Below are 22,698 nucleotides of genomic sequence, written 5' to 3'. Positions count from 1 at the left end.
AAGACTGCTCCAAATCCATAAACTACCAAGACGATGTAATCTGCGAGAACCCCAGCATTTTATTACGAACTTACCGGGTAATGATAGTTTATTTCATTTAAGTTTTTGGAACAGACCTTTAGTAAAAAAATCAGATCGCGGAACTTCCTCGTTCTCCAGTTCTGATCCGAATCACATCCTCAAGAGGAGTAATAAAAATCTTTCCATCTCCGATCTTTCCGTCTCCGGTTTTTGCTGCCTTTAGAATAGCGTCCACAGTAGGCTTTACAAATTCGTCGTTAACAGCAATTTCAAGACGAACTTTTCTTAGAAGATTCACTTGATATTCGTGGCCTCGAAAAACTTCGGTTTTTCCTTTTTGTTGGCCATATCCCTGAACATCACTCACGGTAAGTCTGTAAATTTCATTCTTCGTTAATTCCGCTTTTACCTCTTCCAATTTATGAGGCTGAATGATAGCAACGATTAATTTCATAGAATCTCCTTATTCAAAATCCTTCGGTAGTTAATTAAAGAATATAACCTTTTTCACCGTGGATCTCCGAATCCAAACCGGTAATTTCTTTTTCTTCCGAAATACGGAATCCAATCGTTTTATCGATCAGAAATACAAGAATCACAGACACTATAAAAGAATACGCTCCAGTTGCGATGACACTGATTATCTGAACCAGAATCTGATCTCCTCTGCTTATAACGCCTGCGCCAAGAGTGAGAGTAAAAACTCCGGTAAGAATAGCGCCTAACGCACCACCCACTCCGTGAATTCCAAAAGCATCCAAACTATCATCGTATCCGAATTTTCCTTTCAAAAGAATCGCACCGTAGCACACAGGGCTTACGAGAAAACCCATGATAATGGCACCTTGAACGCCAACGAATCCGGATGCAGGAGTAATCACAACTAAACCTGCAACGATACCGGAGGCGGCTCCAAGAGCGGTAGCTTTTTTTGTATGAAGGTATTCGATTACAAGCCACGCGACACCGGCAGCCGCAGGAGCAATCAATGTAACTAAGAATGCTCTTGCCGCGATTCCGTTTACTGCAAGACCGGAGCCGGCGTTAAAACCGAACCAACCGAACCAAAGTAAACCGGCGCCAATTAAAGTGTAAGTAAGATTATTAGGAGCGATCAGAGAACCTTCTCCTTTTCTTTTTCCAAGAACAATCGCAGCAGCAAGACCTGCAATCCCGGAAATCAAGTGTACTACGGTTCCTCCCGCAAAATCCAAAGCACTCATTTTAAAGAGCCAACCATCCGCCGCCCAAACCCAGTGTGCAACCGGATCATAAACAAGAGTGGACCAAAGAAAAATAAAAACTATATAACCGCCGAATTTTACCCTTTCAGCAATTGCTCCCGAAATCAGAGCAGGTGTGATCAATGCAAACATTCCTTGAAAAAGGAAGTGAACATATTTGGGAATCGTCAATTCCAACGTTTTTTCATCAATTCCATTCAAGAAAGCGAGATCAAAATTTCCAAAATAAGGATTAGTTCCCGAAAACGCAAAACTATACCCAAAAACTGTCCATTGTAGAGTTAAAACTAAGATCGCCACAAAACTATGCATCATAGTCGAAAGAACGTTTTTAGATCTTACAAGACCGCCATAAAATAACGCTAATCCAGGAATCATAAAAAACACGAGAGCCGATGCAACGATCATCCAGACTGTATCTCCTTTATCCGGTACGGCGGGGGGCGGAGCTACAGTCGCTTCTTGTCCAAATACGACAAATGGAAGAAGTAGAAGAAGCAATAAGATTAATCTTTTAGTCCAATTCATAATCATTCTCATCCCAATCAATTGATACCTATTACTTGCAAAATCGATACCAACTAAAGAATAATTTAAGAATTTTCAGAATATGAAAAGACTACTCTGGAATATAGTAGATCCTGCATTTCTTGAAAGAAGAGCCAAATACAAATCGAAACTAAGACTAAAACTATAAAAATTCCAAACTTCGAATGAATTAAATACTTCAAATTGCCCAAAAAATAAGCAATTTTTGAAATTTTGCTATTTCTCTATAATAGATGCTAATAAAATCCTAAAACTGCTAATATTCTAATGAGAATTCGGTGTAAGAAAATCAAAATCCGTCTCAAATCTGAAAACTCTCACGAAATCAGAGCACCATCACTCACTATCTTGGTCATCACAAGTAGGGAACCCTTCTTCACTGCGAAAAAGTCGCTTTTAAAACTGCAAAAAGAACATAAAGACTGTGGGAACTCCCGCGAAATCTCCACGTAGCGTTTCCACAAGCTTAAATCTTGTTTTCGAAGTTTGACTAAAAGTTCATTTTTTGTTATGAGTTTGATTTCTCGTTCTCTTTTGATTCGAAGAAATTTCCGGTTCGACTTATCATCTTTATAAAGGATTTTTAAAATTCGAACTTTAGAAATTAACCGATTTTTCCACATTCGATTTTTACAAAAAGGTTATATACATTTAAAGATGAAACTATCCAAAGTATAAATGCGTCTTTAAAAAGGATATTCCCCTTAAAGCAATGTCAAAAACGAGAAGCAGGAACAAAAAAGAAAGTAACTTATCCGATACATTTCTAGTTCAATCAATCGAATTGCAGTTTAAAAATTCTCTACATTCTGAAAATTCCATAACGAGGATATTCCGGCATTTTAGAATGGTCCGCATAAAGAGCGATTCCTAAAATATCTCTCGTTTTGGCGGGATCGATTACCCCATCATCCCAAAGCCTCGCAGAAGAATAGATGCAAGAAGATCTACTTTCGTAATCGTCCAAGATTGGTTTACGAAATGCAAACTGCTCGGCTTCAGAAAGTTTTTTGCCTTCTCTTTCCAGTTGCTCCATCTTTACCGTTAAAAGGACATTTGCTGCCTGCTCTCCACCCATTACAGAAATTCTTGAATTCGGCCACATCCATAAAAATCTTGGATTAAAAGCCCTTCCGCACATTCCATAATTTCCTGCCCCGTAAGAACCTCCGATTACTACCGAATATTTAGGTACAACGGAAGTTGAAACCGCATTCACCATTTTGGCACCGTCTTTTGCAATTCCGGAATTTTCGTATTTTTTACCGACCATAAATCCGGTGATGTTCTGAAGAAACAAAAGAGAAATCCCTCTTTGATTACAAAGCTCAATGAAATGCGAAGCTTTAAGCGCACTTTCCGAAAATAACACCCCGTTGTTTGCGATAATTCCAACCATCTTTCCATAAATTTTTGCAAAGCCGGTCACGAGAGTAGTTCCATAATATTTTTTGAATTCTTGAAAACGAGATCCATCCACGATTCTCGCAACGATCTCTCGAACGTCGTACGATTTACGAATGTCCTTTTGTATGATTCCGTAAATTTCTTCGGAAGGATATAAGGGTTCTTCCCAACTGATTCCTTTTACATCAACGTTCCCCGCATGATGCAAAGTAGAAACGATGTTCCTTGTGATCTCAATCGCGTGCGCGTCATCTTCCGCATAGTGATCCGTCACTCCGGAAATCGTACTGTGAACCAAGGCGCCACCCAATTCTTCCGGCGTAACGATTTCCCCGGTCGCTGCTTTTACAAGCGGAGGGCCGCCTAAGAAAATCGTTCCGTTCCCTTTTACGATAACGGATTCGTCGGACATCGCAGGAATATAAGCCCCTCCCGCCGTACAACTTCCCATGACCACGGAAATCTGCGGAATCTTAAGAGCAGACAAATTTGCCTGGTTATAAAAAATTTTCCCGAAATGATCCTTATCGGGGAACACTTCGTCCTGCATCGGAAGAAAGGCTCCTCCAGAATCTACGAGATAAATACAAGGAAGAGAATTTTGAAGAGCGATCTCCTGTGCTCGGATATGTTTTTTTACAGTCAGAGGATAATACGTTCCACCTTTTACAGTCGCATCGTTCGCGACGATTACACAATCGATTCCGCAAATCCTTCCGATACCGGTCAAAATTCCCGCTGCGGGAACACCATCAGGATAAACACCCTCCGCGGCCAGAGGAGAAAATTCCAAAAAGGAGGTTTCCGGATCAATCAAGGAAGAAATCCTTTCTCTTGCGGTAAGTTTGCCTCTTTCTTTGTGACGTTCGATTGCTTTTTCACCACCGCCTAACTCGATTTTACGAATTAGTTTGCGTAAAGATCCCACCTTCTGTTTTAGATCTTCAAAATTCTCTTTATATTCCGACGAGGACGTGCGTATTTTGGATTCTATGATTTCCATAAAACCCTCCGAATTTTTATTTTTTTACTTTAGATTCGTATAAAATACGAATCAACTCTGTTTCGGATAACGTGAGCTCTCTGTTTCTTCTCGCCATAATTTTTCGAGCATCTCTCAAAAATAGATCGAGAATATAAGATTGCCCCGATTCCGCCCAAGTAAACGGAGAAACATATCCGCCGATTCGAGAAGATACGACGTTCGATCCGAAATCAACTACGGTTCCCGTATTCAACATCACTCCGATCGCGATCTTACAATAGTCCGAAATCACGGAACCGAACTTGATGGAACCGGTGATACATTCGTCGTTCTCTTCCCGAATTTTTACGACACCGTAATTGTTTTTTAAATCGGATGTGGTCGCAAGTGCACCTATATTGACCCAACTTCCAAGAATGGAATGTCCTAAAAATCCTTCGTGGTGTTTGTTTGTAAAATCTCCGATCAAACAAGTTCCCACTTCTCCACCAATTCTACAAGTAGCTCCGACGCTCGTTGCTCCGGTAATCCTTGCATTATCGATTTGAGAATTCGGTCCGATATAAACAGGCCCCTCGATAAAGGAAAAGGAAGTGATCTTTACATCCTTATCCACGATCACAGGGCCCGATGTCGTATCAAATACAACTCCAGGATATATGACAGCGGACGAGTGCACATGAAGATGTTTGGATTTTCCGACAACGTGAAAGTGATTCGATTTTACTTTGAGTTTTCGAATCCATTTCTGAACTTCTTTACCGAGTTCGAGATCGTCTTCTATATTTTTTGCGGTTCCGTCGATTAAATTCCACGGTAAACAAGACTCAGGCGATAAAATCAAGTCCACGTCCTTTTCATCATAAGGAAAAAGTTTCGGATTTCTTTCTAAAAAAGCCTGTTGAAAGGTAGGATTCGAATGCACATAGAAAATCTTTGCGTCTGGATGAAGTTCTTTCGTTCTTTGAACCGTATTCAAAATTCCATTGCGAATCTCCGAAAAAGATCGAATGCGCGTCAGAGAACGTAAACCTGCAGGAATCTCTCTTTCATCGATGAGAATTCTCTGAACCTTCGGCATAAACTTACTCTACGGTTACGGACTTAGCCAGGTTTCTGGGCTGGTCCGGAGGACAACCCCGAGCGATCGCAGAATAGTATGCGAGTAATTGCAAAGGAATCACATTCAAGATCGGACTTAAGATCTCGGAACATTCCGGAATTTCAAAAGAATAATCCGAAAGAGATTTCGCTTCTTGATCTCCTTCGGTCACAATTGAGATGATGATTCCTTTTCTCGCTTTGATTTCTTGAATGTTGGAAACCATTTTCGTATAAATTTCTGACTTGGGAGCGATACAAACTACCGGAACTTCGCTAGTAATGAGCGCGATCGGCCCGTGTTTGAATTCTCCGCCTGCGTAACCGGATGCGTGAATATAAGAAATTTCCTTTAACTTCAACGCACCTTCAAGTGCAATAGGATGATTATAAGTTCTTCCTAAAAATATAAAATCCTTTGCGGTCGTAAAATGAGAAGACATCTGTTCGATCTTATTCGCCTGCGCGAGAATCCGATCTATCTTGGCAGGAAGTAATTTGATTTCTTCGATGAGAATTTTTCTCTCTTCGTCGCTGATAAGCCACTTGAGATTGGCCATATAAATTGAAAATAAAAGAAGATTTAAAACCTGAGCTGTAAATGCTTTCGTACTAGCAACTCCGATTTCGGGACCGGCGTCGGTTCGGATATAGGAATCCGATTCCCTTGCAATCGTGGAATTTACGTTGTTCACGAGAGAGACCACTTTGATGAACTTAGCCTTTGCTTCATGAATGGAAGCTAACGTATCCGCGGTTTCACCGGATTGAGAGATTCCCATAATGAGAGTATCTCCCTCTACGACCGGATTCCTATAACGGAACTCCGAAGAAGCCTCCGTATCGGTTTGAATCTTTGCAAAATTTTCAAGATAATGTTTGCCGATCATTCCAGCATAATAACTGGTTCCTGCCGCTTGGATGATGATTCTATTGACTCTGGAAAGTACGTCCTTATTTAGTTTGATTTCCGGAAAAACAATTTCACCGTTGTCTAATATTCTTTCTTGGATAATTTTACGGAAGATTCCTGCTTGTTCATAAATCTCCTTGATCATGTAGTGAGGATAACCGCCCTTGTCCAGATCTTCCCAGCGGAGTTCCTGCTTTTTGAATACGGGAGTGAGCTCTTTTCCTGAAAAATCGAATAATTTGAATTCGTCTTGAGAAAAGAAACCCCATTCTCCGGAGTTCACGTAATACACTTCTTCGCAGTTTCTGGTAAGGGGAGAAATATCAGAGGCCAAAAAGTATTCCCTCTTCCCTTTTCCGATTAAAAGGGGGGCCCCGTCTTGGGCGAAGTAAACACGATCGGGTTCAGTTTCAAATACGGTGGAAACCGCCCACTTTCCGTGGACCTTTCCGAAAAGTTCTAAAAATGCGTCCTTGTTGGACTTGCCGTTCTTTTTACTTTCTTCGAGCAAATGAGGAAGAACTTCCGTATCGGTTAAACTTTGAAATACATGCCCTTTCTTCTTTAACTCACTTTTGAGTTCGAGATAATTTTCGATGATTCCGTTATGCACAACTGCAACGGTCGAGTTGGAATCTGTGTGTGGATGGGCGTTGATCTGATTCGGCTCTCCATGAGTCGCCCAACGAGTGTGCCCAATCCCAACGTTTCCAGGTGCAGGAAATTCGCGCAAGTAAGCTTCCAAGTCTTTGATCTTCCCTTTCGCCTTTCGAACCAGAATATCGCCCTGATCCAAAACCGCAATCCCGGCCGAATCGTAACCTCTATATTCGAGACAGATTAGACCTACTACCAGTACTGATTCTGCATTCTTTTTACCGGCATAACCGACGATTCCACACATATTCAGGCATTCTCCATGAGACTTCCCGTGCGGTCGAGCAGAGAATTAAGATCTTTTTTGGTCCTCGCTTCTGCTATGACTCGTATGATCGGTTCCGTGTTAGAAGGACGAATGTGAATCCAAGAATCCTCAGAGGCCAAGCGCAAGCCGTCTAGAGTTTCTTTGGAAAAAGCCGAAAATTCTTCACTGAACTTAGAATAGATATCCTGGAGATTTTTTACCGCCACTTGGAAACTTGTTTTTTGCATATGAATGGCAGGGAATTCTTCTAAAATAGAATCGATTTTTTTTCCCGTTATTGCCATTCCATTTAGGATATGTGCGATTCCGGAAAGTGAATCTCTTCCAAAAGAAGCGATTGCGGGATCGATGACTCCTCCGTTTCCTTCTCCACCGAAAATCGATTTTTGGCGAAGCATTTCGGATACTACGTTCGCTTCCCCAACTTTAGAACGAGAAACGGGAACACCATATTGTCCCGCCACGAATTCGTTGATAAAACTTGTGGAAAGATTTACGACCAGGTTGGCCTTTTTAGGCATCTTCCCCAACGTGAGAGAAAGAAAACTCAAAGGAAGAGTGTATTCTTCGGAGATCGCTCCTTTTTTCGGAGTGAGAACGACAAGACGATCCGCGTCCGGATCCAGAGCAAAGCCAATATCGGCACCGGAAGATCTCATCTTTCGAGAAGTTTGTTTGAGCGCGTCCGGAGTAGGTTCCGGTGGTCTTGGAAAAGTTCCGTCCGGACTGCAATGCAAAAGGATCGGCTTACATCCGAGTTTTCTCAGAAGTTCCGGAACCAAGGCGCTTCCCGCTCCATTGACTGCGTCTACGAGAACCTTGTATTTTTTCTTTCGAATTGCACCGACGTCCACTCGTTTGAGAACGGACTCGATGTGTTTTTCAGACCATTCTTTTCCAGAAACGATTTTAGAAGAAGGTTTGTATTGAATTTGTCTATAGGATTGATTTCGAACCGTGTCCAGAATTTGTTCCAAATCTGCCGCTCCAGTAAAGAATCCGCCTGGACCTATAAATTTAAACGCGTTCCACAGGATCGGATTGTGAGAGGCACTGATCATGATTCCGCCTCCCGCTTTGGAAAGATTAACGACCGCTTTTACCGTCGGAGTCGGAACAATTCCGAGTTGTAGAACGTCTTTTCCCATCGCCTGCATCAAACCTAAGGCAATGTTTTCGATATAAGGCCCGGAAGGCCTGGAATCGCGACCGATTACAATTTTAGATCCTTCAATCCAAGTACCAAAAGCACGGAGCGCATCAAAAATAACTTCGGGAGAAAGTCCTGTGGGAATGATTCCTCGAATCCCAGAAACGGAAACCATGAGATCTGGATGATTGAATACGAAAGCATTTGTATTCATAAGTTTTAGAAAAGGTTAATTTCTCCGGAAAGAGTATATGGGCGATGACAGGATCGAACTGCCGACATCCTGCTTGTAAGGCAGGCGCTCTACCAGCTGAGCTAATCGCCCTTTATCATTCCGTAGTTTTAAGCTGCTGCAGATACTGTGTTGAGGCGTTTTGCCATTCTACTTTTTTTTCTATCTGCATTTTTAGAATGGATTAAATTTGTTTTTGCAGCTTTATCTAAAAGAGAGGTATACTCTATAAAAAGAGCCATTGCTGCTTTTGGGTCTTTTTCTTTGATGGCTTTCAAAACTTTTTTAGCCTGAGTTCTGAGCCTGGACCGATTCTGGGAATTGGCCGCATTTCTGCGTTTCGTTCTCCGAATGTCCTTTTCTGAAGACTTGATATTAGCCAAGGCCTACACTTCCTATCGAATAAGTTTTTCCAGCTTTTCCGTACCCTAACTTCTGTCAAACGAATTCTTCTAAAATTCCACACCGATTGAAAGGTTTTAAAACCTCTACGAGCGACTTCCGGAACCGGCACAAAAGGGAAGACAAAAATGAGGCAGAATCGTTTTGGAAATATTTTTTTGACCATTTTATTGGATCGGGACTTTTTTTCCCGTCTGCAAGAAGAAGAAATAGATCTTTCCGAACTTTTAGAGTTGGGAGTTGTATTTCTAGAGGACTTTGAAAAATCGGGGAGGTGTTTTTTGTCGACTGAAAGAGAAAAAATTTCCACCTCGTTATTCATTCGGAAAAGTTCTTATTTACAAATTTTTAATTATTGTTTCCATAGTTTTCGTTCGTTTGATTCGTTGATGGAAGAGATTTTGCATAACGTATATTTGGATTTTTACTTACGTTTGAATCAAAAGTCGGATTCTCTTCTTCTTGACAAATATGGCGTATTCTATCCCGAAAACTTTCTTCAACATAATAGTATCATATTTGAGGAAAAATCGTCATGTTAAAACGATCCGAATACATCGAAATCGATTCCATTTCTTCGATAGATCCTAACGCACTTTCCTTAGGTCAACTCAGTCAAAAATTTATAGATAAACAAGGGAACCGCTTTGCTCTTCGATTTAATCGGAATACCCGAAGAGCAGAATTCGTGAGGATTACTTTAGAATCTCCGAATGAAGCTCAAAAGCACAAACACGTTCCCCATTCGACTCATCATAGCCGACAAAGTGTAAAACAGGTTACATCTCTTTCCGTACAAAAAATCTCTTCTCTGCAGGAGATTATGACCAAAACCCAGGAACAATCTTCCGTAAAAATTCCAAAGCTGAGCCCAGACTCAGCCCAAACAATCAACGAGATGGAAGTTCAAAAAAGCGCCCTTCAAAAGCCAAAACCCACTCAGGATCGTCGTAAATCTCAAGAAAGCTCCGGTTTAGACTTAGAAAAAATGGATCTTAACATCCTGGATAGCCCTAGTACTTCCCCCAAACAAGACTTAGGTGAACCTTTTTCAAAAATGGAATACGATTCCGCTCCTTCTTTCATTGAAATAGACGTCATTGAAAAAAGAATCTCCGAACTCGCAAAGATAAAGGAAAGAATCCATTCTGTTTTGAACAACCTTCAGAATTCGAAAATTTTCGAAATCACAGGAGATCCTTCCGAAAATAAGAATATCATTGGAAACTTAAACCGGGAATTCGATATAGAATTTTTTCAGAAACTCGATCGAATTCTGAACTACCACAAAGAGCTGACCACATATCCAAGATCCGTAAATTACTACACAGCTAAATACGAATCCTCTAGAAAACAAATCCTACAGTCCAAAAATACTGACAGTGAAAAACTTAAACTCGTGACCCTTTGGGAAATGCAGGAATTAATGCTTGGATTGGTTCAAAAACTGAAAAAAATGGTTTTGAACACCTTGAACGTTCTTAATATGAAAAACGACAATCACATCAAACAACTTTCATACAATCAGCAACAAATGTTTCGAGATTCCAGGACCGCGCTTCTGTATTGTTCCGAAGATATATCTTCTTTACTTATTTCTCTGGAAAGATGGGTCGATACTGAATAGGAGAGATCTCCTATGGAACCCCTACAAAGCTCCGAAATCAAAGCCGTTCTAGAAAAACTCAGGACGGAATATTCAGAAAATTCCAAAAAAAATTCGAAAATCTTCGATTTGAAAGCGTTTGAGTCAAGGCTTACGATGATTCTCCAACAAAAAGGTAATCTTGCCCAGTTCCTCAAAGACGAAATTCAATTTATAGAAACCTTAAAGGCCAAAAACAAGGAATTGGAAGACAAAAAACAAGCGGCCAAGGGAGAAACGATCAATAAGATCCTGGAAGAACAAGAAGCAAAGCTCAAAAAGTATCAGAGGGTCGATTTTCATCCTTTGGCAAAACCAGAAATCCGTTACTTTTACGGCGCAATCCTTTCCTTTGCGGAAACCGAATTACCAGCCTTGATTTACGTCTTCAAAGGAACTCCCGAATTTGCGATTTTCAAAGATATGATCACCGTCATAGAAAGGATGGGAATCAGTAGAAGAGGAATGCCTTCTATCCGAATCAGCGAACACATCAAAGCTCTTTTGGACGCGAATGGAAATCAAAGCGCGATGGAAAAAGACGGCCAAAATATTCTGAAAGAAGTTTGTATCGCTCTGAAAGAAACGATCACTTCAATTCGGGAATGTATAGAAAAAAAAAGAGTTTCTCAAACTCTTTCCATCAAAATGGACGAGAGAGAATTCCCGAAAGCGGCAGAATCGTATCAGAATTTAGTTTTCGGAATCGCTCTTGAAAAAATAATAGCACGAGCTGATACCATTATCCGAGATTTCCGGATGGCCGAAATCACAGGTCTGGAGTTAATATGAAAGTTTCCATCGTCATTCCTTGTTATAACGAAAAAAATACGATTCGTAATATTCTGGAAACAGTAAAGAAAGTCCCGATCAAAAACAAGGAAATCATTCTCGTGGACGATTGTTCCAAGGATGGAACAAGAGAGCTTCTTCAAACTCCGGCTCTTAAAAAATTAACCAATCAAATCATCCTTCACGAAGTCAATTATGGAAAAGGAGCCGCCCTTAGAACGGGTTTTAAAGCCGCAACCGGAGATATTGTAATCGTTCAAGACGCGGATTTGGAATACGACCCTTTTGAAATTCCGGAAGTCATCGATCCGATTTACAAAGGCAAAGCGGATGTGGTATTCGGAAGTAGATTCTTGAGCGGACGTCCGCATAGAGTTGTTTATTACTGGCATCGCCTGGGAAATATGGTGCTAACTACTCTTTCCAACATGTTTACCAATATCAACTTAACGGACATGGAAACTTGTTATAAAGCATTTCGTAGGGAAATCATCCAGTCCATCGATATCAAAGAAAATCGTTTTGGTTTCGAACCGGAAATCACCGCAAAGGTCGCGAAAATTCCAGATGTTCGTATCTTTGAAGTCGGCATCTCCTATTACGGAAGAACTTACGCGGAAGGAAAAAAGATCGGTTGGAAAGACGGTTTTCGTGCGATCTATTGCATTCTTCGTTATAACTTATTCGATTGAGAAATGACCTTACGTCCGAACGAGAGGAATATCCCATAACTTTAAGATTTTGAATCGAATCGCACATCCGACCTTTAGAACCTACCAAATTCTTAAAATCAATCTGCTTCGATCATTCAGGAAGTTCGTAATAAAAACGTGAGAATTTCCTCCCCGGAAAGTAGTTATCGGCTTTTGAATAGTTTTGCCTGTTTTTTAAAATTGCAGTAGTTCCCATATTTATAGGTTTTTAAGACAGGCTCTTAAATTCGTAGTAAACAAACTCTAAAATTTCTTTGGAACAATTTTTCATCCTGAAACTTAACAATATAAGGAAAAAAGTCCAAACGATTTTAATAATTAGAACCACAACATTAAATTTTTAGAATTTTTTTCGTTTTATCTTCAATGTTCTTACTCCGTTCCGTTTTTTCCTACAGAGTTTGAAAAATCAAAGAATAAAAGCTAAAAACCCCTTGCAAGATCAATCAAAAATTTATTTCTCATTTGTTATTGAATCTACGGATTGATATAATTAATATGAACAAAGACATCTTTGGAGAAAGAATTATGGAAACTAAATCCGACCCCCTTAACCAAAAATCCAATGAACTGCAATTTTCGATTGAAAACATTTCCTCCGCCGGTACCCTTCCCGGCCCAGCGATCATAGTTCAAATAAAAGGAGACATCAATATATTCTCGGCCAAAAAACTAAAAGACGCCTTTAACGAAGCTATAGAAAAAAAAGTTTATATCCATCTTATAGATCTTTCGGGTGTACGTACTATGGATTCCTCCGGAATTGCTACTTTTATCGGAGCTCAGAACCAATTGAGCAAAATCCCGGGTGGTGGGCTTGTACTCTATTCTCTCACTCCTCAGATCGAAAAAATGCTCGAATTAACGAGGCTTAAAGCGCTTTTCCGTACGGCTTCCAACTTCTCAGAAGCGATTCGAATTCTTAGCGTATAACTAATTCCATTGGAAAACATCTAAAAAACAATTTTTATCAACAGAAAACAATCGAAAGACTCGTATTTCGAACTTAGAGCCGGTCTCAAAACTACCTATCAAAAAAGTTAAAAGCAATGATAGAACTTGCGAGATAAAGAGATGCAAGATAATTTTCAGATTTTCTTTCCCAACGAATTAGGATAGCTCTGAATCGATTGTGCCAACTGTTAGTTCTTTCAACGACCCATCGTCTAGATTTTCCATTGTATTTACCGATGAGAGGCTTTTCACCTTTTTTCCGAATATGAGATTGAATGTTTCTTCTTTTGATTAAAACTTCTATATCTTGGAAGTCATAACCTTTATCTAAACAAAGATGTTTTGGCTTTTTTCTTCTTTTTCCGGAAAATATTAGGATTGAATTCAACGTATCTTTTACACCGTGTTTGTCATGAACGTTAGCTCCAGTCAACGTAATTGCCAAAGGAATTCCATTTCCATCCGTAAGGATATGCCGTTTAACCCCTAATTTGGCACGGTCTGTAGGATTTTTCCCGGTTAAACTCCCCCTTTGGGAGCCTTAACCATTGCCGAATCCATCGAAGCCCAGTCCCATGCTATCTGATTCTTTACATCATAATATTTTAAAATAGATTTATAGATCTTTTTGAATACTCCTGCCCGTTCCCATTCTTGAAATCTTCTGTGACAAGTTTGACCAGATCCAAACTCATTGGGAATTGCACGCCACTGACAGCCTGTTTTCATTCGATAGATGATACCTGCCATTACTATTCTTGAAGGAACACGATTGCGACCTCCTTGAAGATTGGGCTTTTCTTTAGGAATCAATGGTGCTATTTTTTCCCAAAGTGCATCGGGGATTTCTGAATAATATTTGTCCATTTCACATTTATATTTTTACACTTTCTCTGTACAACCAGTTTTGAGACCGGCTCTTACTAAAGATTGATTCAAGATCTATCTAAAAAAATGAATACCGCACTTTACGTTAGGAAAAATTGCAGTGCGAAATTTATGGAATTGTTAAAAAGTTTCATTGAAATACAGGAAAAAAAATTTTATGATTTGAGATAGTCCAATCTACAAACTAAGGATATAAAGAAATACTACTGATCCTTCAATGTTCAATTAAAATCTTCCTTGTCCGATTTCTAACACAACTCAAATCGATTTGTATCAGATTGAGTAAAAACAAATCTCCCAGTAAAACGTCTTTTAAGATGTCCATTTCAAAATTGTAGGAACTCCTATAATTTTAAACAACGGAAAAAATCCTCAATACGATGTAACTATAGCACTCCTACATTTTTTTAGAAACTCGTAGGGGACCGTTTAAAGATTTTCTATTTTGAGACGGGCTCTAAGTTCAAATAAAACTGTCTTTCATACAGTACGCGGTTTAATTTTGTTTAGAAAAATCTAAAAAGACATTCAATTTTAAAGTTATTTTAAACGATAGTTACACGAAATAGAAAATTATACTTTTATTATATAAATCTACTTTTGCAATAATTAAATTTTCCGTAATAAATTCCGTTTGGTTTTTGTAAAAACGATACTTCCCTACTTCTATTTTTCAGAGGCTTCTAATCGGACGCATGAAAATGGTACCAAAAATTAAGGGACAATTTTTACAAAGATATGAAGTCCTCACAAAATTGCACCGAATCCAAAATCGTTGGCTTTTTAAAAAAGATCTAACATTCTAACTTTTGAAATAAATTCATTACAGTATTCTTTTCATACGTTCGAGTAATAAAATTCGAATCTAATTTTCTCGATCAAATAGTTTGCAAAGGAAACCAAAAAAGCGGAAATCTATCTCGCATTAACAAATCTGAATTTACAATCCACGGAAAAAACATAGTCAGAATGGGGCCCCTTCCATTTTAGTATTTTTAAGATACTAAAATGGAGACTTTTCACTCCTAATTCCCATGAATTTAAATCAAACTCAAAATCTTAAGATTTCTTTGAAAAACGCCATTTACATTCTTATCTTTTGTTTCTCTCCGTTTCCCATACTTTCAGAATCTCAAACGAAAAATACGAACCAACAAAAAGCCATTCCTTTCATACAGGCAAACTCAGAAACTCAAACGGAACAAATTTTTCCAAACCAGACTACATCTGTCGAAACAAAGGAACCGCCAAAGAGAGTAGATCAGAAAAAGGGAACTTGGAGTTTTCAGTGGGGTTATAACCGCGATTCTTATACACAAAGTGATATCAATTTTCACGGTCCCGGATATAAATTCACTTTGAAAGACGTGGTTGCAAAGGATAAACCCGAAAGATTCGATCCATCCGTTTATCTGAACCCGAGCCTTTGGGAGATCCCGCAATATAACTTTCGTCTAACTTATTATATTGCAGATAAATTCTTCTTCGCTTTTGGCCAAGATCACATGAAATACGTGATGAGTCGAGGACAAGCGGCAAACATTTACGGTTATATCGATCCACTTTCAATCCAAAAGGCTCATCTCGGAACTTCTCCCGATTCGGCGGTTTATCTATACTTATTCCCTGAAGCGTATAAAAAACTGGAAGGATATCATAACGGAGAGACAGTTAATATAACTCCAGACTTCCTTAAATTCGAACATACGGACGGATTAAACTTTCTTTATATGGATGTGGGAACAATCCAACCTCTTTTGATTTCGTCCGATGGAGAAAACGCTCTCAGTTTCGTCGCATCCGTAGGCGGAGGCCCGATCATTTGTAGAAGCGACGTTCGTCTTTTCGGGGAAGGAAAAAACAATCATTTTCATGCATCAGGCTATGGAATTTCCGGTTATGTTGCAAGCCGTGTCGACATTTACCGACTCGTCTTTTTCGAACTCGGTGCCAAAGGGGGATATATCGATCTTTCAAGCGTCTTTACAAACGGACATTCCAAAGACCGAGCTAGTCAAAATTTCGGATTTTTAGAATTAGTGATTTTTGGAGGAGTAAATTTCTAAACATTTACGAAGAACGTTTCGCCCAACGAGACTCTTATTGTATTCTATTTAAGATCGTTTGATTTTTTATACGATCCTTTATATATATAATATAAATATAATGTAATCTACAAGTTCGAACTTTTTACTAACAACACACCGACATCTCCATAACATTGAAAGTATCCTCCTTACCTGTTATACGGAATGTTTGGAAACGAACTTTTGAATCAACTCCGTCACTACGCTCGGTTGTTCTCGATGCACCCAATGATTGGAATCTAATTTATGAATTTCTAAATTGTCAACATAGTCATATGTGTTTTCATATACTTCCGGAAGAACGATAAAATCCTTTTGAGGAATAATTAACTGCACCGGGATTTTGATGTTGGAAGGGGCAGAGATTACCGTTCTACCGAACAATAATTCCCGAAACAAATTGATAGGCGCAATCGTCGCACTGTGGATATCATTTCGATTCACTTTTCGGAGGAAATCTTTTTGGGGAACTCCGCCAAGGTCCATGACCCATTTGTAAATCAATTCACCGAAATTTTGCCACACCAATTCGGGGAGAATTGGAATTTGAAAGAACCAGATATACCAGGAACGAAAACTCTGATCGATTACCTTTTTCCAATTATCAAAATTGAGACTGAATAGATCGTCGATCATTCGTTTACCCGCAAGCCATGGGTGAGGACTGGAAATCGCTGTAAAAGAATTTACGTATTTAGAATATTTCGGATCACTAATAAATAGCCAGCCGAGTGTCGCTCCCCAATCGTGACCGACTATATGCACCTTGTTATTTTTGGAAAGAAAATTGATTGCTTTTAAAAGATCGGGAAGAATCACCGCGTAGTTGTACTCGGATTGTTCCAAAGGTTTGGAAGACCTTCCGAAACCTCTTAAGTCGATTGCACCTAATTTGAATTTTTCCTTTAAGGAATCGATCTGCAAATCCCAGGTTTTATGAGTATCTGGGTATCCGTGAATGAATAAGATAACATTCTTCGAATCCGTTTCCGAATAAGAGAGAAACAATTTTACTTTTTGATTTTCTATGTATGTATATTTCAAAATTTAAACTCCCTACTTTGCCCCAGAAGAAAACCGTCCAGCTATCGTTGTTTTTAGCGGCAAATTTTCCAGTCTTTTTACGGAATCTCGATTCCGTTATGATTGGATTTTAACTGAGATTTTCGTACATTGGCTCCATGTCGGAAAAACGATCTGAGAAATCCAATTCGCTTAACGATTTCGGAAGTCCGATGGCAATGTTTCGCAACAGACTTTCAAGAATGTCCAAACATTGGAAAAAGTGGGCGCGCAAAAGAAACATAGAATGTTTTCGAATTTACGACCGAGATATACCTCAGGTTCCCGTAAGCGTGGATCTTTACGGACCATACTGTCAAATCTCAGCGTATAAGAACAGCTATGAAATTTCGGATGAAACAAGAGAAAGGGAGAACGTAGAAATCGGGCAGATCGTCGCGGAAACGTTGAACCTTGATGCGGGTTCCATATTTTGGAAAAAGAGAGAACCTAAAAAGGGCAAACAACAATACGAGAAACAATCCGAACAGTCAAAGTTGCTAGAAGTAAAAGAGAACGGACTTCAATTTTACGTAAACTTATCCGATTATATCGACACTGGGTTATTTTTAGATCACAGAATCACAAGGGATCTTATTCGCAAAGAATCAAAGGGAAAAAAATTCCTAAATCTTTTTTCTTATACGGGATCGTTTACCGTTTACGCAGCGTCAGGTGGAGCGACCCAAAGCTTAAGCATAGATCTTTCCAACACGTATTTGGCTTGGGCTGAAGAAAATTTGAAGTTAAACGGATTCTCTCTTACAAAACATCGCCTACTCAGAGCGGATGTGGTGGAATGGCTTTATAACGAAAGAAAAAAGCCGGATCGGGAAAGATACGATCTGATTGTTCTTGATCCGCCAACTTTTTCCAATAGCAAAAAAATGACGGGCATCTTCGACATACAAAAAGATCATGTGGAAATTTTAAACATTCTTTATCAAGACTTTGCTCTCCCGGGAGCCGTATTGTATTTTTCCACGAACTTTAGAAAATTCGAACTTTCCCAAACGTCCGTTTTCTGGAATAATCCGAAAGACATTACAAAAATGACTCTTCCGGACGACTTCAGAAATCAAAAAATCCATTTCTGCTGGAAAATGGAAAAACCGATTTGATATCGCAACTTATTCTAAAGCCGAATTTCCAAAGAAACACAAAGTTGCAGAACTCAAGGTGTCACGGCTTTCCATGGATAAGGCCATAGCTATTCTATGGATTGCTTACGACAGAGAATATCATCTTTAAAATCGCATTTCTATCCCGAAGTTGAACATCGGAATTTTAGTTTTACCGACATCAAGACCGTTTTGATTGATGTATCCAGTAGCCGGATTCTGACCTGGAAGATAAGGAGCCAATGTATTATAGAGTGTATTTGAAACCGCAATCCGATTCCCCGTGAGATTGATGATTTCAAAATATAAATCCAACTTTGCCCAACTCGTCGTTATAAAACGATCGAATCGAATATCAATTTGATTATACGACGGAAGCCGCTCAGACCGAAGGTCCCTTGAATAGACCGGAGTGTAAAGATTTACAGAATTAACCGGAGTAAGTTCCGATCCTACGATCGGAGTATATGCATAATTCGTTAAATGAATGATCCTCGTACCAATTTGCCAAGTATCCTTATATTTCCAACCGCCGACTATACTAAGCATATGTGTTCGATCAAGATCATAGTATTCTTCTTTCGAATTTTTCTTTAGAACCTCGATATTTCCATTATCATAAACGTTAGTATAATAATCTTTAGATACGTCCTGATATAAAGTCCTATGATTTTTAGCTAGTTCGTTATGGATTTGAAGTTCAGTATCGTTGAGAACGGGCTGATTTCTATTTCGTTTTGTCAAAGAATTGGTATATGAAATCCAACCGAAAAAGCCGGAATCCTCCGGAATTTCCTTTTTTATCATCAATTCGAATCCTTTGGACCAACCGGACATAGAATTCGAGTAATTCAAATTTCTCTGAGAGATAAATTCCGTGTTCTGATTATTAATCCCAGAAATGAGATTGTTGATGTTGGCGGCGGAGGAATTGTAAATGAAATTGTCCCGAATGGCTAAGTTGTCAAACGTGTTTTTATAACCCTCTAACTTTACGGAATAACTCGATAAAAATTTCTGCTCAATTCCAAAGTTGGAATGTTGAGATTCCTCCATCTTAAGATTAGGATTTCCCATTCTTTTGGAAATATAACTGACATCCGTGGGAGCTTGAAAGAATTTTCCGGTTCCTCCAAAAAAAGTAGTTTTAGTGGAATCTAATTCCTTCGCAAACATAAGTCTTGGACTTGTTTTCCATTCATCCGATAAATCGTGATAGTCCCGTCTCACTCCAAGCGATAATACATTACCCTTATAATCAAACTTCATCTCGGAGAAATATCCTATCTGCCTATGAACCATTCTATCCCCTTGTAAAGTTGTAGATGTATTCGGGTCAGAAAGTATGAATTTAGTGATCTTAAGAAATTCGGGATTTTCGTTGATGTAGATTATTTTACCTTGAAAGCTGGATACGGTTTCCCTATATTGTCCGCCCGCCCTAAGCTTTAAGATTTTTTTGAATAAATTCAATTCCATTACATCTTCAAAATAGCGAAGATCTTCCGAAAAATTGTTCCCGAGAGTATTCGCTTTTTGTAATCCTTGCGTCAATAAGGCAGCGAGAGCCCCTCGAGAAGTATCAAAAAGATAAGTACTATTTTGAGTTCTTTCTTCAAAATAACTTCTTGATATATTCATAGTATTCGAAACGGCTGCAAACGGTTTCCAAACATACTGAACTCCGTCGGTTCGAAAATTTCTATCGACAATAAAATTATCATTGAGACTTTCCATCGCATCATACTTAGGTTTGTATTGTTTGTTCGCGGCAAAAGGATGACGATAATCCTTCGTCCCGAAAGAGGAAAGTGTAACAGAGTTTTGATTATCGATATCCCAGTTGATCCGAAATTGATAATCGCTGTAATCGGAAACAAATGTTTGATTCGGTACTAAATCCGGAATTCTTCCCAAAACGTAGTTCGGATAGTATTTTCTCCCTGATACGTTTACATTCAAATTTTTTGATATATTTTTAAATACGTAACCGTCCACCAAAAAAGTATTTAGATTGAGAACAACGGAATCGTTTTTCTTTTTAAATCCTTCAACGGCAATGACCCCGCCTGTCGCAAATCCATATCTGGCGGAATAAGTACCCGAATAAATTTCCAAAGAACGAATCGCATTATTGTTCAAAACAGAAGTGATCCCATCTGCGTGAAATGGGTAGATTAAAGGAAGACCGTCGTAATAAAATTGATTGGCCCTAGTACCCGCTCCTCGCATCACTAGAAACCCTCTCTGACTATTGGAAATATCCGGACTTTTATTATTGGGGGCAGTGGGATTCAATCCAGTTGCCATTGCAGATTGAAAGCCCGCGTTCGTATAATTTTGAAATATAGGTGCAATTCCCGGAATGTTGAATACCGCCTTTAAAGAATCTCCGAATGTACCAGGCATTTTATTGATTTCTTCCGGCTTTAATCGAACAAAATCCGGTCTATCCCTTTCGCCTACTACTTCAATACTTTCTTCTTCTTTTGTTTTATTTTGAGCGTATACATCTAAAGAAAAAATGCCTAGAACGTAAGATAAGAGTACATAAAAAAAAGAAAGTTTATTTATTTTAAATTTAGTTCTATGAGAAAGAAAGAAAGAAAGAAAGAAAGAAAGAAAGAAAGAAACTTGAAAAGCCTTTTAATACTAGCATAAAAATTCGAAAACTCTCCAAACCATTGGTATTTTTATGACATTTTGTACAATAGCACCCTCCAAGTAATGTTCCACCAAGATGCTGACAAGTATTTTTTAGACACTCCTTAAAAAATAAAGACTCTAAGACAAAGTTTATTGAATGATATTTACCTTCGCAACACGAAGTACAATAGAAAGAGAGATTTTAAAGTTTAGAAAGCCTAACGGTTTCAGGGAATCAAAATGTCTTGAAATCGGCAATTTCGTTAGAGACGAAATCAAAAACACATAACGTTTGTTGAAAATTTCCTTTTCCAATCAAAATTTTATTTCTAAATGAACCTACGAATTTCTGATTCGTTGACTCGATTTTCGCGAAGACAACTTATAGAAACTATCGAAGAAAAACGATATTTAAACCAATATATCGATTGAAAGAAATTTTCACGGACCCAAAACAATCGCCGACCGTTTAAAATTTCGACTTAAAAGTCTGTCCTAAAACTTTAGGATATTGAATAACGAAAAAGACCGTTTGAAAGTCATCAGAAACTGCCAATCCGTAGGACACTCCTGCGTTTTATTACGAACCATGGTCTGTTTTAGCTGATTTCTTTTAAGGTTTTAGAATAATCTTTAGCCTTTAAATTACCAATCAATTAGTACAATCAAAGTCATCAATTATTTCATAGAGGCTACTCCTACAAAGCCGTTACACAAATACGAATCATTTTCGGATAAATCCGCAATCGATACAAAGACAATTCTTTAGAACTATATTTATATCGTTTTTTATCGGGAAGCGGAAAAACGATTCGACAATATACTTTCAAACTAAAAGATTTTTGGATTGAAATAAAAAACCCTGTACTAAAGGAAACCCCATTTCCGCCGCTATCAAAAGATCCTCTTGGGTTTCAATTCCCTCCAAGATACACTGGATGTCAGCTTCTCTCGCAAAGTCTAGAAATCCCCAAACGATATTTTTATAATATGCCTTGGTCTTAAAAAGATTAAGCCAGCATTTATCAAATTTAATAAATTTGGAATATTCTAAAAAATCAAAACAGAATAGGTTCCGTTTTCCGCCTACATCGTCGAGCGCGATCGGGATATTCGATCGTTTTAATGCGTCCAAACAAAATCGAGTATCTTCGATCAGAGTAGAATCCGTATTTTCTATGATTTCACAAACGATATTCTTTTCCTTGCTTAAAAACTCGTGCCAATCAATCGACTGCGATTGATTTTTACAGACATGGGGATCCAAGTTTAAAAATAATTTTTTCCCTTGTGGGCGGTTCCTTACCTGAAACCGTTTTAAATTCTTTTCGAATTCAAAAAATAAATCCACTTTCTGATGCAGTTCGTTAAAAACAAACTTGGGAGAGATACTTTTTCCTTCGACGTAAAACCGTGCCAGAGCTTCGTATGCGAAAACTTTCCCCGTTTCCAGAGATAAAATAGGTTGATACTCCGTATGGAAATCCCCAGTTTTCAAGGTATCGGCCAATATCTTAAAAAACGCCGAACCAAAAGTCTGTGTGCAAGGACCGTCTTCCTCAGAAGGAAAAGAAAACGGAGTTACGGTTCCAAACTCCGCAATCATTTTCCGAGCCGTTTCACATTTTTCATTGAAAGAGAAAAGACTTTGAGCGACTCGCTTATCTAAAGTCGAAATAGGTTTCGAAAAATCCAAATTCACGTTAGACGACAGATCAAGAATTTCTTTCATTGTGTGACCTCTTTGTTTCCAAAATAGAAAAGAGATTGGAAAAGTCAAGAAATATGAGAATGAAACTCAAAATCAATTTTTTTAAAAAACGAGAAAGAAAATTTTAATCCATGCAAAACGGTCTTGTAA

At 38.7% G+C, this 22,698-nt stretch carries 18 protein-coding genes and 1 tRNA gene; 7 read left to right on the top strand and 12 right to left on the bottom strand.

Annotated features, from left to right (window positions below; translation table 11 throughout):
- Positions 1 to 130: 130 nt before the first annotated feature.
- The 8 genes from LEP1GSC190_RS02200 to rpsT all read right to left on the bottom strand — a co-directional run bounded on the left by LEP1GSC190_RS02200 (position 131) and on the right by rpsT (position 8,910).
- Positions 131 to 475, bottom strand: a complete 345-nt coding sequence (locus LEP1GSC190_RS02200; RefSeq protein ID WP_002619748.1) for a P-II family nitrogen regulator — start codon at positions 473 to 475, stop codon at positions 131 to 133.
- 34 nt (positions 476 to 509) lie between these two features.
- Positions 510 to 1,793: an ammonium transporter gene (locus LEP1GSC190_RS02195; RefSeq protein ID WP_002747559.1), complete on the bottom strand. Its 1,284-nt coding sequence runs from the start codon at positions 1,791 to 1,793 to the stop codon at positions 510 to 512.
- A gap of 823 nt (positions 1,794 to 2,616) precedes the next feature.
- Positions 2,617 to 4,224 (bottom strand): carboxyl transferase domain-containing protein, encoded by a 1,608-nt coding sequence (locus tag LEP1GSC190_RS02180; RefSeq protein WP_002747372.1) that lies wholly within the window; start codon positions 4,222 to 4,224, stop codon positions 2,617 to 2,619.
- Between the two features lie 16 nt (positions 4,225 to 4,240).
- Positions 4,241 to 5,287, bottom strand: coding sequence for a GlmU family protein (locus tag LEP1GSC190_RS02175; RefSeq protein ID WP_002747581.1), 1,047 nt, complete (start codon positions 5,285 to 5,287; stop codon positions 4,241 to 4,243).
- A 4-nt stretch (positions 5,288 to 5,291) separates the two neighbouring features.
- Positions 5,292 to 7,124 carry a glutamine--fructose-6-phosphate transaminase (isomerizing) gene (gene glmS / locus LEP1GSC190_RS02170; RefSeq protein ID WP_002747294.1) on the bottom strand — a complete coding sequence of 611 codons (1,833 nt, stop codon included), beginning with the start codon at positions 7,122 to 7,124 and terminating at the stop codon, positions 5,292 to 5,294.
- Positions 7,125 to 7,126: 2 nt separating this feature from the next.
- Entirely contained in the window at positions 7,127 to 8,509 is a 1,383-nt protein-coding gene (gene glmM / locus LEP1GSC190_RS02165; protein ID WP_002762820.1) for a phosphoglucosamine mutase, read from the bottom strand.
- A 38-nt stretch (positions 8,510 to 8,547) separates the two neighbouring features.
- Positions 8,548 to 8,620: transfer RNA gene (locus LEP1GSC190_RS02160), tRNA-Val, on the bottom strand.
- 17 nt (positions 8,621 to 8,637) lie between these two features.
- Positions 8,638 to 8,910 carry a 30S ribosomal protein S20 gene (gene rpsT / locus LEP1GSC190_RS02155; RefSeq protein ID WP_002747260.1) on the bottom strand — a complete coding sequence of 91 codons (273 nt, stop codon included), beginning with the start codon at positions 8,908 to 8,910 and terminating at the stop codon, positions 8,638 to 8,640.
- Between the two features lie 147 nt (positions 8,911 to 9,057).
- Here rpsT and LEP1GSC190_RS02150 point away from each other — a divergent pair, with 147 nt between their 5' ends.
- The 5 genes from LEP1GSC190_RS02150 (at position 9,058) to LEP1GSC190_RS02130 (ending at position 13,012) form a co-directional block, all read left to right on the top strand.
- The gene (locus tag LEP1GSC190_RS02150) at positions 9,058 to 9,471 is read left to right on the top strand and encodes a hypothetical protein (RefSeq protein WP_002747442.1); all 414 of its coding nucleotides are present in this window, start codon (positions 9,058 to 9,060) and stop codon (positions 9,469 to 9,471) included.
- A complete protein-coding gene (locus tag LEP1GSC190_RS02145; RefSeq protein ID WP_002747428.1) occupies positions 9,465 to 10,556 on the top strand; it encodes an LIC_10450 family protein in 1,092 nt (363 codons plus the stop codon). The genes LEP1GSC190_RS02150 and LEP1GSC190_RS02145 overlap by 7 nt, the downstream gene beginning before the upstream one ends.
- A gap of 12 nt (positions 10,557 to 10,568) precedes the next feature.
- Positions 10,569 to 11,366 carry a hypothetical protein gene (locus LEP1GSC190_RS02140; RefSeq protein ID WP_002747416.1) on the top strand — a complete coding sequence of 266 codons (798 nt, stop codon included), beginning with the start codon at positions 10,569 to 10,571 and terminating at the stop codon, positions 11,364 to 11,366.
- Positions 11,363 to 12,058 (top strand): glycosyltransferase family 2 protein, encoded by a 696-nt coding sequence (locus LEP1GSC190_RS02135; protein ID WP_002747240.1) that lies wholly within the window; start codon positions 11,363 to 11,365, stop codon positions 12,056 to 12,058. The genes LEP1GSC190_RS02140 and LEP1GSC190_RS02135 overlap by 4 nt, the downstream gene beginning before the upstream one ends.
- A 549-nt stretch (positions 12,059 to 12,607) precedes the next feature.
- A complete protein-coding gene (locus LEP1GSC190_RS02130; protein ID WP_036036809.1) occupies positions 12,608 to 13,012 on the top strand; it encodes an STAS domain-containing protein in 405 nt (134 codons plus the stop codon).
- A 91-nt stretch (positions 13,013 to 13,103) separates the two neighbouring features.
- Here the strand turns inward: LEP1GSC190_RS02130 and LEP1GSC190_RS02125 are convergent.
- A protein-coding gene (locus LEP1GSC190_RS02125) for an IS5 family transposase (RefSeq protein ID WP_237578353.1) occupies positions 13,104 to 13,846 on the bottom strand; the annotation gives its coding sequence in 2 pieces (ribosomal slippage) (positions 13,104 to 13,555 and positions 13,555 to 13,846; 744 coding nt in all).
- A gap of 1,109 nt (positions 13,847 to 14,955) precedes the next feature.
- Between LEP1GSC190_RS02125 and LEP1GSC190_RS02120 the strand changes: the two genes are divergently transcribed.
- A complete protein-coding gene (locus tag LEP1GSC190_RS02120) occupies positions 14,956 to 15,987 on the top strand; it encodes a hypothetical protein (RefSeq protein ID WP_002747464.1) in 1,032 nt (343 codons plus the stop codon).
- Between the two features lie 177 nt (positions 15,988 to 16,164).
- On the opposite strand, the gene LEP1GSC190_RS02115 is transcribed toward LEP1GSC190_RS02120, so the two are convergent.
- Positions 16,165 to 17,052: an alpha/beta fold hydrolase gene (locus LEP1GSC190_RS02115; protein WP_002747543.1), complete on the bottom strand. Its 888-nt coding sequence runs from the start codon at positions 17,050 to 17,052 to the stop codon at positions 16,165 to 16,167.
- Between the two features lie 137 nt (positions 17,053 to 17,189).
- On the opposite strand from LEP1GSC190_RS02115, the gene LEP1GSC190_RS02110 reads away from it, so the two are divergent.
- The gene (locus LEP1GSC190_RS02110) at positions 17,190 to 18,191 is read left to right on the top strand and encodes a class I SAM-dependent methyltransferase (protein WP_036048176.1); all 1,002 of its coding nucleotides are present in this window, start codon (positions 17,190 to 17,192) and stop codon (positions 18,189 to 18,191) included.
- A gap of 126 nt (positions 18,192 to 18,317) precedes the next feature.
- Here the strand turns inward: LEP1GSC190_RS02110 and LEP1GSC190_RS02105 are convergent, their stop codons facing one another.
- Both LEP1GSC190_RS02105 and LEP1GSC190_RS02100 read right to left on the bottom strand, forming a co-directional pair.
- Complete coding sequence (locus LEP1GSC190_RS02105) at positions 18,318 to 20,600, bottom strand: TonB-dependent receptor plug domain-containing protein (protein WP_002747246.1); 2,283 nt, start codon at positions 20,598 to 20,600, stop codon at positions 18,318 to 18,320.
- Between the two features lie 1,063 nt (positions 20,601 to 21,663).
- Complete coding sequence (locus LEP1GSC190_RS02100) at positions 21,664 to 22,569, bottom strand: EAL domain-containing protein (protein ID WP_002747377.1); 906 nt, start codon at positions 22,567 to 22,569, stop codon at positions 21,664 to 21,666.
- Between the last annotated feature and the right edge of the window lie 129 nt (positions 22,570 to 22,698).

The sequence above is a fragment of the Leptospira mayottensis 200901116 genome (assembly GCF_000306675.2).
In the GTDB taxonomy this organism is placed as follows: Bacteria; Spirochaetota; Leptospiria; order Leptospirales; family Leptospiraceae; genus Leptospira; species Leptospira mayottensis.
Note: the sequence above shows the minus strand (reverse complement) of the source record. Positions and strands in the feature narration are given on the sequence as shown.